At 33.5% G+C, this 14,590-nt stretch carries 11 protein-coding genes, 1 tRNA gene and 3 pseudogenes; 10 read left to right on the top strand and 5 right to left on the bottom strand.

All coding sequences use genetic code 11. From position 1 onward, the window contains the following. Window positions 1-40 precede the first annotated feature (40 nt). Window positions 41-112 (bottom strand) — tRNA-Asn (locus OPS21_RS04995). Between the two features lie 211 nt (window positions 113-323). Beyond that, a complete protein-coding gene (gene alaS, locus OPS21_RS04990) occupies window positions 324-2,963 on the bottom strand; it encodes an alanine--tRNA ligase (RefSeq protein ID WP_264336866.1) in 2,640 nt (879 codons plus the stop codon). Between the two features lie 218 nt (window positions 2,964-3,181). Here alaS and OPS21_RS04985 point away from each other — a divergent pair, with 218 nt between their 5' ends. From OPS21_RS04985 to fmt, 6 genes are all read left to right on the top strand, one after another. Further along, complete coding sequence (locus OPS21_RS04985; protein ID WP_127463705.1) at window positions 3,182-4,138, top strand: hypothetical protein; 957 nt, start codon at window positions 3,182-3,184, stop codon at window positions 4,136-4,138. A gap of 314 nt (window positions 4,139-4,452) precedes the next feature. Next, on the top strand, window positions 4,453-5,229 hold the full coding sequence (locus OPS21_RS04980; RefSeq protein WP_264336867.1) for a hypothetical protein: 777 nt from the start codon (window positions 4,453-4,455) through the stop codon (window positions 5,227-5,229). Between the two features lie 205 nt (window positions 5,230-5,434). After that, window positions 5,435-5,878 (top strand): PAS domain-containing protein, encoded by a 444-nt coding sequence (locus tag OPS21_RS04975; RefSeq protein ID WP_017531795.1) that lies wholly within the window; start codon window positions 5,435-5,437, stop codon window positions 5,876-5,878. A 98-nt stretch (window positions 5,879-5,976) separates the two neighbouring features. After that, window positions 5,977-6,183, top strand: coding sequence for a 50S ribosomal protein L35 (gene rpmI, locus OPS21_RS04970; RefSeq protein WP_264336868.1), 207 nt, complete (start codon window positions 5,977-5,979; stop codon window positions 6,181-6,183). Between the two features lie 21 nt (window positions 6,184-6,204). Continuing rightward, window positions 6,205-6,561 carry a 50S ribosomal protein L20 gene (rplT, locus tag OPS21_RS04965; RefSeq protein WP_063630562.1) on the top strand — a complete coding sequence of 119 codons (357 nt, stop codon included), beginning with the start codon at window positions 6,205-6,207 and terminating at the stop codon, window positions 6,559-6,561. Between the two features lie 12 nt (window positions 6,562-6,573). Further along, window positions 6,574-7,473 carry a methionyl-tRNA formyltransferase gene (gene fmt / locus OPS21_RS04960; protein WP_064085375.1) on the top strand — a complete coding sequence of 300 codons (900 nt, stop codon included), beginning with the start codon at window positions 6,574-6,576 and terminating at the stop codon, window positions 7,471-7,473. A gap of 87 nt (window positions 7,474-7,560) precedes the next feature. Here fmt and OPS21_RS08075 read toward each other — a convergent pair. Beyond that, window positions 7,561-7,716, bottom strand: a pseudogene (locus tag OPS21_RS08075) (WPE palindromic element domain-containing protein); the annotation flags it as partial. 152 nt (window positions 7,717-7,868) lie between these two features. On the opposite strand from OPS21_RS08075, the gene purH reads away from it, so the two are divergent. The 3 genes and pseudogenes from purH to OPS21_RS04940 form a co-directional block, all read left to right on the top strand. Further along, a complete protein-coding gene (purH, locus tag OPS21_RS04950) occupies window positions 7,869-9,389 on the top strand; it encodes a bifunctional phosphoribosylaminoimidazolecarboxamide formyltransferase/IMP cyclohydrolase (RefSeq protein WP_264336869.1) in 1,521 nt (506 codons plus the stop codon). A 482-nt stretch (window positions 9,390-9,871) separates the two neighbouring features. After that, window positions 9,872-10,705 carry a transposase gene (locus OPS21_RS04945; RefSeq protein WP_265027577.1) on the top strand — a complete coding sequence of 278 codons (834 nt, stop codon included), beginning with the start codon at window positions 9,872-9,874 and terminating at the stop codon, window positions 10,703-10,705. 52 nt (window positions 10,706-10,757) lie between these two features. Further along, window positions 10,758-11,291 (top strand): annotated as a pseudogene (locus OPS21_RS04940) (PDDEXK nuclease domain-containing protein); the annotation flags it as partial. Between the two features lie 65 nt (window positions 11,292-11,356). Here the strand turns inward: OPS21_RS04940 and OPS21_RS04935 are convergent. Beyond that, window positions 11,357-11,518 (bottom strand): hypothetical protein, encoded by a 162-nt coding sequence (locus OPS21_RS04935; RefSeq protein WP_265027575.1) that lies wholly within the window; start codon window positions 11,516-11,518, stop codon window positions 11,357-11,359. A gap of 60 nt (window positions 11,519-11,578) precedes the next feature. On the opposite strand from OPS21_RS04935, the pseudogene OPS21_RS04930 reads away from it, so the two are divergent. Next, window positions 11,579-12,678: pseudogene (locus tag OPS21_RS04930) on the top strand (IS3 family transposase). A gap of 21 nt (window positions 12,679-12,699) precedes the next feature. Here the strand turns inward: OPS21_RS04930 and OPS21_RS04925 are convergent. After that, window positions 12,700-14,307: an AAA family ATPase gene (locus tag OPS21_RS04925; protein ID WP_320110179.1), complete on the bottom strand. Its 1,608-nt coding sequence runs from the start codon at window positions 14,305-14,307 to the stop codon at window positions 12,700-12,702. Between the last annotated feature and the right edge of the window lie 283 nt (window positions 14,308-14,590).

The raw sequence follows: 14,590 nt of genomic DNA, 5'->3' as shown, positions 1-14,590 counted from the left end.
TTGGGCTAAAAGTGAAATGTACAGATTGTATAAAATAGTGCTCCCCGGGCCGGATTCGAACCAGCGACCAATTGGTTAACAGCCAACTGCTCTACCACTGAGCTACCGAGGAATAAACTGCTTTCAACTTATCACATTGAACACCGATTGTAAACGATTTTTATGTAGACTTTAGACCTAGATATCATTCCAGTGCATGGAGCTGTAATCTAGTTCTTATTACCTGTTATACTCATTTGACAGTTAAGTCTTCTCTACCCCTATTTGCATAATACCTTGACGATTCCGTTTACGGTTAAAAGATATCGAGGTAGTAGGGTGTATTAGTTTTTGCAAGCTGTTATTTTGCTATGGATTGCTGTAATGGCATCATCTATTTTATTGTTATCACAGCCTGTTTGGGCAAGTTCGGTATTTCCACCGCAATCCCTTCTGGTTACAGTAGATACTAGCTCTTTTGCATTGATCTTATTAGTTAAATCTTTACTTACTTTGACAATCAAAACTGTTTTATCCTTTTCTGTTACCATGAAGGCTATTACAGTTTTCGGTTTTTGTTGCTGTAGAGCAAATTCCCTTATGATACTTCCTGGAACGTCAGTAAAAGTGTGGCTTACGAAATTTATTCCATTTATTTCAGTACTTTTTATATTTTCTACACTGATAATCTTTTTATAAAGATTTTTTATTTTGGTTTCAAATTCTTTGCGCTCTTGGCTTAAAATACTGAGTCGACTTATTATTTCATTTGCTGGTGCTTTTACGCATTCTGCAACTTTTTTTAAGCTAATTTCGTTATTGCGTACATAATTAATTGCTTCTTGACCGGTTAAAGCTTCGATCCTTCTTACTCCAGATGCAACGGAACATTCTGCTGCTATCTTAAACAAACCAATTTCTCCAGTACGTTCCACGTGTGTACCGCCACATAATTCTTTTGAGTCTCCAATTTTTATAACCCTAACCTTATCACCATATTTTTCACCAAATAAGGCCATCGCTCCTTCGTCTATTGCCTGATCCATACCTTGAACTTTTGTAGACCTAGAAAGGTTTTCTCTGATTAGAGAGTTTACTATATCTTCTACTGAAGACAGCTGATCCTGAGTGACTGGCTTATTGTGACTAAAGTCAAATCTTAGTCTATTTGGTGCGACTAGAGAACCTTTTTGAGTAACGTGATCACCTAAGATTTTTCTGAGTGCAAAGTGTAGAAGATGTGTAGCTGAATGATTTCTGCTTAAGTCTTGTCTTCTTTTTTTGTTAATACTAGCTGTAACTGTATCACCTTTACGAACTGAACCAGACTCCACTATACATCTGTGTAAATATAGGTCATTAATCTTGTTGGTATTTTCCACTATGATTACGCCTAAATCTGGTGTCATTCCAGCGCGTGACGCTGGAATCTGGATCCCAGTATCAAGTACTGGGATGACAAGAAGGAACTTTCCAATATCTCCCACTTGTCCACCTGACTCTCCATAAAAAGGTGTTTTATCAAGTATAATAGTTATCTTTTCTCCTTCTTTTGCAGAATCAATTAATTCATTTTTAGAGGAAATTATTGCGAGTACTGTTGCATCCTTTACTTCATCACGTTCATAACCAACAAATTCCGTTTTGCCAAACTGATCGATTAAATTAAACCATACTTGTTCAACAGACTTTTCACCAGATCCAGTCCAATTAGCACGTGCTCTTTCTTTTTGCTCTTTCATTGCATTATCAAAACCTTTTTGGTCAAAATTTATTTTCCTTTCTTTCAAAATATCAAGTGTGATATCCAAAGGAAATCCATAAGTGTCATATAGTTTGAATGCTGATTCTCCAGATAGAGTGTCACCTGATTTTAAATCTGCAGTAAATTTGTCCAAGAGATTAATGCCTTTCATTAAAGTGTCTTTAAAGTTTTCTTCCTCTGATTTTAACGTCGTTTCTATTAAGCTTTTAGCTCTGATTAGCTCTGGATAAACATCTCCCATATAAGCCAAATTTGTGCCATCTATGAGTGCAGGAAAAACAAGATGCAATAAAGAATCATTATATCCAAGTAGGTGGATATAACGTGCTGCTCTCCTAATTAATCTGCGTAATACGTAATTCCTGCCTTCGTTTCCAGGAAGCACTCCTTCTGCGATGAGAAATGCAGCTGCACGAAGGTGATCTGCGATAATCTTATGAGCTACTTTATTTTCCGTATTTCCACAGTATTCTTGAGATTTATTGATTAGAGCAGAAAATAGGTCGATATCATAGTTATCATGGACGTTTTGCATAACAGCTGCTATTCTTTCAAGACCCATTCCGGTATCGATGCATTTTTTTGGTAATTTTTGTAAATTACCTTCTTCATCTTTATTAAATTCCATGAATACCAGATTCCAAATTTCAACAATTCTGTCGTCTTCATGTAAAGCGGAATTTCCATGATCGTAAAAGATTTCAGAACATGGGCCACATGGACCAGTATTGCCCATGCTCCAAAAGTTATCATCTGTTGTAATTCTTATGATTTTATCATCTGAAAAGCCACTTATCTTACGCCAAATTTCATATGCTTCATCATCAGTGTGGTAAACAGTTATGGATAGTCTGTTTTTATCAAGAGACAATTCTTCAGTAATAAATTTCCACGCAAATTCTATCGCAGTTTCTTTAAAGTAATCACCAAAGCTAAAATTTCCGAGCATTTCAAAAAATGTGTGATGCCGAGATGTATAGCCAACATTTTCAAGATCATTGTGTTTACCACCTGCTCTGAGACACTTTTGACTTGAGACGGCACGTTTCATTTCAGTTTTTTGCGTGCCGGTAAAGATGTTTTTGAACTGTACCATACCAGCATTTGTAAACATGAGTGTTGGATCATGCTCTGGAATCAAAGGAGAAGAAGGAACTTGCTCATGATTATTATTTACAAAAAATTTTATAAATCTTTCTCTAATTTCGTTTAGCTTCATCGTTTTTACTGAGGTTATCTATTCATAATAAGTTGTAACAGAAGTAAAATCAATTTATCAATCTAAATATTAATATATACATTACTTAGTATAATAAAGGTAACTTTTACATAAAAATTTTAATAAAAAGATATAGATTTAAATATTTTATCCACTAACATAGAGAAGTATTTGTTAATTCAAATAATACTTTTATTAATTCATTTAAGGAGTGTGAAATGCCAAAAAAATTCCAAAACACTAAGAATAGCATGCGAAAGAGAGAAACAACAAATAAGCAGGAGATGGATGGTCCAACAATTAGAATTGTATCTGACTTGGAAAGTATAAAACAAAACAGAAGAGTAGAATTTTTAATTAAAGGAGAGAATTTAACAGTAAAAGACCTCTCTATATCTTCTAGAGCAGCTGAGATAGGCTTGGTTACAGGAATAGTAAATTCAATAGACATTCCTCAAGCAATTCGTGAATCGACAATAGATGGAATTATTTTAGGTCTTAAGAGTGGAGAAATAGAAAAAGGTAAAGAATATAATTATAGAGAATTTAAGAAAATATATCTAAAAAACCTTGTAGATGAATTGGGTAAGGATAGTTCAAAAAAGCTAAAAGAAAGAACTGATGAAAATAGCCAATTGAGAGAATCTACTACTGAAGAAATTGATTATCAGATGCAGGAAGATGTAACTATCGAATCAGCTTCTTTAACAAAACAAGAATTCGATTTTGCATCAAGCAAAGTAACTACTAAAGAGATTAATGACGTAATAAATGAAATAGAAGAATCAAATGCTAGTTATGGAATTACTCCTGAAGATATAAGTAGTGTTTCCCGTTTTGATAGTAATTCACAAGAAGTGTTAGATCATTCTATATTTAATAGCACAGATGTGGAAGGGCCTAAATTACCCGAAATAAATGGAGGACAGTATATAGGAATAGCAGGGATTGCTGGTGGTATATTGGGTGGAGTGCTAGCAGTAGCTTTTGCAGGATTAGGATACTTTGTATGGCATAGAAAAAATAGGGAAGGTAGCTACGATGTTGAAAAAGCGATGAAAAACCTTCCTGAACAAGCTCAACTTGAGCATTCCGGATCTACATCAGAAATAGAATCTTTGCTCAGCAATGCTACATCGGTAGCACATCTATCTTCTCAAATTAGCATCGAGTAAAATTCCAGAGTTTGATGGCACAACAGTGCCATCAACTTAGCGCTCTAGCATTTGTAATGCTCTGGAATCAAGTGAGGAGAAGAAATCTGCCTATCTTACAAAAAATTTTATGATCTTTCTCTAATTTCGTGTTGTTTTTACTAAGGTACAATAAGTTGTAATGAGAGTAAGGTTAATTTATCAATCCAAATATTAATAAATACACTATTTAGCATAATAAAAATAGCTCTTACATAAAATCTTAGTAAAAAATGTAGACTTAAATGATTTATCTTTTATATACAAGGAAATATTGGTCAATTTGGGGGTCATATATGCCAGGAAGATTGTTACACATTAAAGATACTGTACGAGAAAAAGAATTAATCAATAAAGGAAAAAGTAGTAGATGGATTAGTATTGAATCTGAATTGCAAGATGTAGAACAAAACAGAAAAATATATTTTCTATTGGGAGGAGGTGATTTAAAACTTAAGTATGTATGTATGCTTGACGATACATCTTATCGTATTCTTGTTGCTGAAGGAGAAATAGTGGTGCATGCAGAAAATCCAAAAGTGATGATTGATGATATTGTTTCTGATCTCAAGAGTGGAAAAATACGAAGTTATACAAGATATGATGCCAAAGAGTTTTATGAAAAGTATCTCAAAGAGTTTTTGAGTAATGAGAATTTGCAAAAGCTGGAAGCTGGTGATATTGAAAGTACAACAACAGAACTACCAAACTTAAAACAAGTAATGGAAGAAATGAAAAAATCAAACGCTAGCAATGGAATTACAATGCGAAATATAGAAAGTGTTCAAAATACGACGAATATTTTGGGTAATCCTATGATTCATGATACGAACTTGAGAGGGTTTAAATTATTGGAAACATCTCGATCAAACAAGGAAAATATGAGAGTGTTAACAGTAGGTATGTTAGCAGTAGCAGTAGCTTTGGTAGCAGCTATCGCAGCAGCTGTAAAATTTAAATGTTGGTCTTGTAATAGAAAGAGTAAAGGCCATAGTAGTTCTAAGGAAGAAACTCCATCTAGTTATTTATTAAGTGCAATAACTTTAGAAAGTGGAACTAATTCTATTAGTTAGCCAAAATATTGCAAAAATAGAATTTTTTTATTTCACAGTTTCCTCATTTAATAATTTTTATGCTCTAATTATTATACTTAATTTATCATTACCTGTTGTGTAAACAGGATGAGAATTTTCAATAATCTACATCCTTTAGTAAGAAAAAATCAATACATTCACGATAAGTTTACCTCATATCTGTGTTTTATATGTGGAATTTCGAATGGAAAATTATGCAGGCAAAGAAAGAAGAATAGTGAATATAGTTACTCAACATTGGAGTGATATAAAAGGATCAGATAGAGAATGGCCAGAAAGACATGAAATAGACACTGCAGAAATCATGGAGTCATGGCAGCATTGTTTTATCATTGAAGTTAAAGATCGAGGTTATATTTGTGAAAATGCAGGAGAAAAAGCTATTGAATTCTATGGTTTTGAAAAAAAGATGTACATCGATGATAAGTATGCAATTGATGCACCATTTTTGCGGCTATATAAAATAGATGCAGTTATTGATAAACTTGAGACTGTAATAGAGAGTAAATGCCCAATCAATGAGGAGGAAGAAAGTGAAAGTGTTAAAATGAGGCAAGTATTGTTGCCAATTGGAGATAAAGAAGGTATAACGCATATACTGGGTGTGATTACATTTAAGCTCCTCTAAAACACAATTTTAATTTGATTCTTTAATAAAATTATCTATACTCATAATTAATTACTAATAAAGAACTAAATAGTGGTGTTTGTAAATTTGTTTAGAATATGACGAAAATAAAATTAAAAACCAAATCTTCTGTCAAAAAGCGCTTTCACCTTACAGCTAAGGGTAAAGTCATCTCTACTCAGTCAGGTAAAAGACATGGTATGGTAAAGAGAAGTAAATCTAATATTCGTAATCAGCGTGGTACAACGATTCTTGGTAAATCTGACTCGCGCATAGTTAAGCTTTATATGCCTTATGGTATTTAACAAAATGGAGGTAAAATAAAAATGGCTCGAGTAAAACGTGGAGTCACTACTCATGCTCGTCATAAAAAAATATTGAAACTAGCAAAGGGTTATAGAGGACGGGCAAAAAATTGTTATAGAATTGCATTACAAAGAGTTGAAAAAGCACTCCAATATGCTTACAGAGACAGAAGAACCTGTAAACGTGATTTTCGTGGTTTGTGGATAATACGTATTAATGCAGCAGTAAGAGAACATGGACTTACTTACGGTAGATTTATGCATGGTCTTAAACTTGCTGAAATTGATTTAAATAGGAAAATTCTTGCTGAGATGGCTGTTAATCATAAGGATGATTTTGCTAAATTAATAGAAATTGTAAATAGTAAGTTAGCTTAAAGCAAAAACACCATGAGAATTATTTTCATGGGGTCACCGGAGTTTGCTGTTGGTGCGTTAAACTTACTATTGAAATTACAGAGTGAAATAGTAGCAGTATATACCAAAGCTCCAAAACCTTCTGGACGTGGGCAGAGGTTAACAAAATCCCCAGTACACATCGTTGCTGAAAAAAGTGACATAGAGGTATGTACTCCTGCCTCTTTAAAATCTTCGATAGAGCAAGAAAAGTTTGGAAATTTTAAGCCAGACGTTGCAGTTGTTGCTGCGTATGGATTGATACTTCCAAAAGAAATTTTAAATATTCCCAAATATGGTTGTATTAATATTCATCCATCATTGCTGCCTAGGTGGCGCGGTGCAGCTCCGATACAGCACACAATTTTAGCCGGAGATCAAGAAACCGGAGTTAGCATTATGCAGCTAGATGAAGGATTAGATTCTGGCCCTATTTTAAAACAGAAAAAATTTCTTATTGAAAAAAGCGATAATTATAAGACGTTGTATGATAAATTGTCTGAATTAGGTAGTGATTTACTGCTGAAAGTACTAAACGAAATTGAAAAGCAAGTTCCCTTAAAACAGAGCGATAACGATGCGTGCTATGCTGACAAAGTAAAAGACTATAAAATTTACGCAAGTGACGCCTGTGAAATTGCTTATAGAAAGGTTAAAGCATTTTATCCAAAAGCATTCATTAAGGTAGAGAACAAACGTATCAAGATACTTGATGCTGAATTTGAAGCCTTCACTTCAGGACAAGGTGAGATCATTAATGATAATATGCATATAAGTTTAAAAGGTGGTACTTTAATTCCTAAAGTTGTACAAATGGAAGGAAGAAATCCTTGCGATATTAAAGATTTTGTTCGTGGCTTAAAATCAAGTTTAACAAAAAAATTTATAGAATAGACTACTTTGAAAGGAGGGTGAGGAGAGCTAAAGCAACTTCTACAATTTGGTATTCCGCTGCTTGTTAGCGGAATCTACAACAAGATACCGCGTTTTGGTGTACGAACATTGCAATTTGCAGGTAATTTGAGTAGTAGATGGTGTCATTCCAGTGCTTGACACTGGAATCCAGTTTCTATTGTACAGCCACCTGGTGTGCTCATTTAAAGTGAAGTTTTCTGGATCCCAGTGTCTGGGCACTGGGATGACATCTTTCTTGGTCTCTTGTATCACAATGTTCGTACAGCTATGTGCTTGTTAGCGGAATCTACAACGAGATACCGCAGTGGTATGACGTAGTAGCTATATATAGACAAATTTTCTTTTCTTAGATATAATCTTAAGAAACCTTCCATATGAAAATTAAAAGAGCTTTAATATCAGTATACGATAAGACAAATATAATTGAACTTGCATCGTTTTTGATGCAGCAACAAATAGAAATTCTCTCAACAGGGAATACTTATAAAGTGCTATCAGGTGCGGGAATAAAAACGCAAGAAGTTTCAGATTACACACAATTTCCAGAAATACTAGATGGCAGAGTGAAAACTTTACATCCTAAAATTCATGGAGGAATACTCTGTGATCGAAAAAGGCACGAAAAGGAAATGCAGAATCTAGAAATTAAGCCGATAGATCTGCTTATAACTAACTTATATCCATTTTGGAAAACGGTTAATAGCAACTCAAGTGAGAAGCAAATCATAGAACAAATAGATATAGGTGGAGTAGCATTAATTAGAGCTACAGCAAAAAACTTTCATTTCACTTCAGTGATTTCTAGCATTCAAGATTACGAAACACTGAAAGCTGAGATGATCAAAAATAACAATCAGACAACATTAGAATATAGAAAACATCTAGCAACTAAAGCATTTGCTCTGACTGCACAGTATGATTCTAATATTTACAATTGGTTTTTATCACAGGGTAAAAGCAATGAGTTACCAGAGTTTTTTACTTTATATGGATGTAAAGCACAAGGACTCAGATATGGTGAAAATCCTCATCAAAAAGCTGCATTTTATAGCAATCAATTTAGCAAGTATCCACTGGAGAAAATACATGGAAAAGAGTTGAGCTATAATAATATAGTCGACATAGAGTCTGCACTTAACATAATTTCTGAGTTTCAAGAACCTGCAGCAGTGATAATAAAGCACAATAATCCATGTGGCGCTGCTGTTAGTGATAGTGCTTTAAAAGCATATGAAAAAGCTCTATCATGTGATGAAATAAGCAGTTTTGGTGGAATAGTTGCTTTCAATCGGGAGATAGATTTAAAGCTAGCAGAGAAATTAAACGAGATATTTTTGGAAGTGGTGATAGCACCATCGGTAAACAATGAGGCACTAAAAATTTTACAAAAAAAGAAAAATTTAAGAGTGATTATTCATCAATCTCTTCAGCAAAATGCAAAATATCAAATCAAAAATGTTGTTGGCGGGTTCTTAGTGCAAGAAAATAATAACCATACAGTAAAAGTAGAAGAAATAAACCGAGTGACAGAATGCACTACGACAAAAAAAGAGAAGGAAGATCTTATTTTTGCTTGGAAAATATGTAAACATGTAAAATCCAATGCAATAGTGATAGCAAAAGACGGTTGTGCTATTGGCATCGGTGCAGGACAAACAAGCAGAATAGATAGTGTGAATATTGCAGTAAAAAAAGCAGGTGAAAAATGTAAAGGCGCAGCGCTTGCTTCAGATGCATTTTTTCCATTTCCAGATAGTATAGTAGAGAGTGCAAAGCATGGAATTACAGCTATAATTCAGCCAGGTGGCTCATTGAAAGATCAAGACGTGATAGCAGCTGCAAATGAGAATAAAATTGCCATGTTTTTCACTGATATTCGTAACTTTCTCCATTAAGCTTTGTATCCTGTCAAAATTATACCCCCACAGTTGTAAAAGACAAGACTTAATCTTACAGAAGAATCGACGTAGTCAAAACTAACTATCAGAATCTTGTTTAATACAGTTTAATGCTCTAATATTTTTCTAAATCTAAAAAGGGAACGTTCAAAAAAGCATAAGGGTCAAGTTAAGGAAATAAAGGTATGAAGAAGATAGGATAAGAAGATATAAAATTCTCTCGGATATATTTTAGTGAGAGAACTAATGATGAATAAAATAACTTGCTTATCAAATTACCTCAACAAATTTTTCAATGAAATGGCAAATAATTGAAACAGAAAAGGAAGAGAAAATTGAGTAATTGATGATTCATAAAAGCTATAATTTGGGGTGATATAGGGGTTACAAATTGCATCAAAAGACCTGCTGCAAAAGGTGATTGAAAAAATGATGTGAGAGAGGTAGAAGAAGAATAAGCAGATCAAGTAAGGAAAAAAATGAGCTTTAGTTACTATAATATGAAAAAACACCCAAGAAACTTTCGTAATATAACAGGTTTAACTATAGAGGAGTTCAAAAAAGTAGTGGAAAAAGTGAGGTCTGGATGGGAAAAACTTGAAAAACAGAAAAAGTGTCATGGTAGAAGATCAAAACTACCAACTCTGGAAGATAAGTTGTTTTGCGTAATTTTGTACTATCGCACTTACATAACGCATAGATTTTTAGGATGCCTATTCAATGTACACAATGCAAATGTATGTAGGTTACTTAAGAGAATAGAGCCATTACTCGCCAAAAAAGTGACTATAACAAAAGATAGAAGTATGACGCCAGAAAAAATACTGAAGATTTTGGCTGATGTTACAGAACAGCAAATACAGAGACTAGAAGATAGTAAAAAACGGAAGAAATCATATTCAGGAAAAAAAAGAACCAACACTATGAAAACTGAGATTATTATCGAAGAAGGAGGAAGAATTTTATCAGTGTCAAAGTCATACCGTGGTAGAATTAGTGATTTTCGCATAAGGAAACAAGAAAAATATTTACCACTTGATAGCATAAAACATACCGATTCTGGATATCAAGGTTGGCAAAAATTGCAAAGCAATGTTATAATTCCATATAAAAAGTATCGTAAAAAGCCATTAACTCCAGAGCAGAAAGAGCATAATAGAAGATTAGCATCATTTAGAATGAGAGTAGAAAACAAGATCCGAGAGATAAAGATATTTAAGATTATGTCGAATGTTTATCGCAATTTTCAGAAAAAATATAACCTGAGGTTCAATATTATTGCTGGTATTGTAAATCTTAAGCACGCCTTTTAGTTAACCTTCATTTTAGTCACTCTCCTTTCCTTCTTTTTATCGCTTGATCCGCAGCAGGTCTATAGATCAGCTAAGTAAGGATTTAAGAAGCGCATTTCCAGAAATGAAAGGTTTTAGTCCTAGAAATTTGAAGTATATGCGTAAGTTTGCTGAGGAGTATTCTGATATTGAATTTGTGCAGGAGCCTCTTGCACAATTAACTTGGTACCATAATGTTACTCTTTTAGAAAAGATAGAGAGTCGAGAAACAAGGTTGTTTTATATAAAAGAAGCAATTGAACATGGCTGGTCAAGAAACATCATGGTAATGCAGATTGAACTTGGGCTGCATAAGCGTCAGGGAAAGGCTATCACTAATTTTAAAGAGAAGTTACCTTCACCTCAATCAGATCTAGCACACTATACATTAAAAGATCCATATATTTTTGACTTTTTAAGTATAGGAAAGGGTGCTCATGAAAGAAAAGTAGAAAAAGGACTTGTAGGCCATGTAGAGAAGTTTTTACTTGAGCTAGGAGAAGGCTTTGCGTTTGTTGGTAGACAATTTCATTTAGATGTTGGCGATGACGATTTCTACATAGATTTATTTGTGTGATTCATAGAGGTTATTGCAACTAATTTGTCAGATCAAGTCTGAACTTGAAATACCTGTTAAGAGGTTTTATATTTTTGAAGTGACTTTAACTCTTGGTTATGTTTGTAATTTTGCATGACAAATGTTTCTTTTGATGAGATATAATTTTTTTGTATTTCACTTAGACAAGGAATTGTTTTTTCCAGTTCTTTATATTTTTCCCAAGGAGTATAATGCACCCCATAAACTAGACCAAAAAAAAATGGTTGATCCGAGTAGGAAGGTAAAGGGGTAAAAGTATGGCAACAAAAAAATATGAACCAGAGTTAAAAGCAAAGATAGCTTTGGAAGCAATAAAAAATCAAAAAAGCACATCTGAGATATGTAGTGAATATAAAATACCATCAACAAATCTATATGATTGGCGTGATAGAGTATTGGCAAGGTTAAAAGACCTATTTGTTGAAGAAAGTGAAAGTGCGAGAAAACAAAGAATCTTAGCGCAAGAAATAGAAAGTTTACATAAAGTAATAGGAGAATTGACAGTGGAAAATAGTTATTTGAAAAAAAAATTACTGAAATAAGCAAAAAAGATAGAGTAAGGTTTATAGAAAAAGATTCTGATCTATCAATTAGGAAACAGGCTGATTTACTGGGGATTTGCAGATCTAGCCTATATTATAGGCATATAATTAATAACGAAAGTGAAATTTGATTCAAGAAGTATATTTGGCTTCTGATTGCCGTTATGGATATCGTAAAATTACTGCTGAAATCATAGCGAGTGGAGTAGTAGTCAATCACAAAAAAATCTTAAGAATTATGAAAAAAATGAAGATTAGTGGGCTGTATTGTAGAAAAAGATGTAATACAAGTATTAAAGAAAAAAAGCATAAAATATATCCTTATTTACTCAAAGATTTGATTATTTGTAGAGTTAATCAGGTATGGGCTACTATATATTATGGTAGAAGGTAAGTTTGTCTATTTTGTGGCAATAATGGACTTGTATAGTCGCTATATTATTGCTCATTCATTATCACCATATCTCGATGCTGGATTTTGCCTTTATACTCTCAAAGAAGCTCTAAAACAAGGTAAACCTGAGATTTTTAATAGTGATCAAGGAGTGCAGTTTACTAGCTACAACTTTATTATGGAATTAGAGCGTGCTAATATTAAAATTAGTATGGATCATAAAGGACGTTGCTTCGACAATATATTTGTTGAGCGTTTATGGAGAACTTTAAAGCAAGAAGCTATATATTATTATAGACCAAATAGTATCAGAGATTTGAATCTTATAATAAACGATTTTGTTGGTTGGTATAACTATAAAAGGCGACATCAGACTCTACATTATAAAGTTCCTGCTGATCTTTATTATCATAAACAGTAAATGAATATATTGATAAATACTTTAAATGTGTGTCGACGTATTTATCAACATATTCATTTTAAAAATCGGATCACTTTGAAAAAAATGGTCTAGACAAATGGGTGCATTATACATGACCATTCCAGTAGTATAAAATCCCCTCAGACTACTTGCGCCACTAAAGCTTTGAAATGGATCTTCTTCCAATAACTTCTTTGGCATTTTTTTTGTATGATGCACTAAAATTACTCCAGCATCTGGATTGATTAGAGAACGCAGTTTTTCAACTCTCTCCTGGAGAAAGAAAATCATGGCATTATTATCATTTTCACTACCATGTTCATCAGCATCAAAAATGTTACGTAATGGATCAATGGCAATGACATCAACTGTATTTGGATCAAAGATCTTTTCTGCTTCAGTGACAATGTCTTTAATGCCGTCTTCATTTAAAAGCAGCCTTGTTTGTGGTGTAATAGCTAAATTACAGGAAATTAATTTACGAACCTCTGGATCAAGCTTAAGTTGTTTCATGCGCTCACACATGTAGAAATAACCAACCTCTGTTTGAAGATAAAGAATTCGTAAAGGCTTAGTAGGTGACATGCTAAGAAATGATTTTCCTGCAGCCATATATGTAAGCCATGAGATGAGAAAATCGCTTTTACCAACCTTCGGAGCTCCGCCAAATACTAAAAGACCACCTGGAGTTAAAACTCTTGGCTCAATAATATCACCTGGTCCAGAAGATTTTTCGTTTAAGTATTGATCTGCAAGAAAGAAGGTAACGTTTTTTCTACATGGTATGCGAATAGTTGTAGCTAAAAACTTTTCAACATCTACCTCTTCTTGAATACAATCAGCAGCATCCCAAGCTTTTGGTTTATCTTGAGGAATCTTAAGTGTGACAAGTGATGCAACACCAAGTTCTAAAAGTTTCTTTTCAGCGTTTTTGGCATATTTATTACCTGCTTCATCATTATCTGGCCAAATGATAATATGTTTACCTTTTAGCAAAGTCCAATCTGTTTTCTCAATAGGTGAATTTTCCCCAAACATCGTCGTTGTTGCCGTTATGCCTTTATTTATTAAACTTTCAGCACATTTTTCACCTTCAACGAAAACAATTTTGTCAGATTTAATTATACCTGGAATATTATATAAAGGTCTTGGGTCCGGTGCAGTACTACTTGAGTTTTTTACATCAAAACAGCTATATCGTTTTTTTCCTGAAGTGCTATCATATCTATGAATTTTTGCTATTACTTGATTGTTTTCATCGTGGTAATCCCAATGTATTTCTGATTTATTTAAGTATTCCAATTGATTTGGTTGAAATGTTGAACGGCCAAGCCATTGTTCTATATCTTCTATAGTATCAAGAAACTTAATTTTGCCAGTAACATCCCGCCAGAGATCAAATATATCACCACCGTCGCTCGTGGCAAAATCAACCCATAATCCGGCTTTTTCTCCTCTTGCTTCTACTACCAAGCTTTTTCCCCTATCTCCCCTAATATTACCAACATAGAACTTACCGCCGTGGAAAGTACCATTTGGTAATAAGTAGGATAAAGATGATTCTATTCTTGAGAGTAGTTCTGCTTTTACTTCTGCTGCTCTTTCAAATAAAGCTTGCTTGTCATGCATATTGTTTTCTCCTGTTAAAATAAGCTATGTTTATTGACAAAATGTCTCTGCTACATAGCTCATGATGATGTTCTTAAAGGCTGGTAATTTAAAATACAGTCATAAATGGGTAGAGAGATGTCTCTGTACCTTTTACTATAGTAATACCGGATTTCTCATAGGTTTTTCCGGAAGAGTAGGGAAATTTTTTTTCTAACAGCAAATATATGTTTATGAAAGTACATGTGTTCCCTTACTATATATTCACCAAAATTTTAAAAACTGTTCAGTATTTCTGAAAGAA

The sequence above is a fragment of the Wolbachia endosymbiont (group B) of Chorthippus parallelus genome, from assembly GCF_947251815.1.
Lineage (GTDB): Bacteria > Pseudomonadota > Alphaproteobacteria > Rickettsiales > Anaplasmataceae > Wolbachia.
The sequence above is the reverse complement of the archived record's forward strand: the minus strand, read 5'-3'. Positions and strand labels throughout refer to the sequence as shown.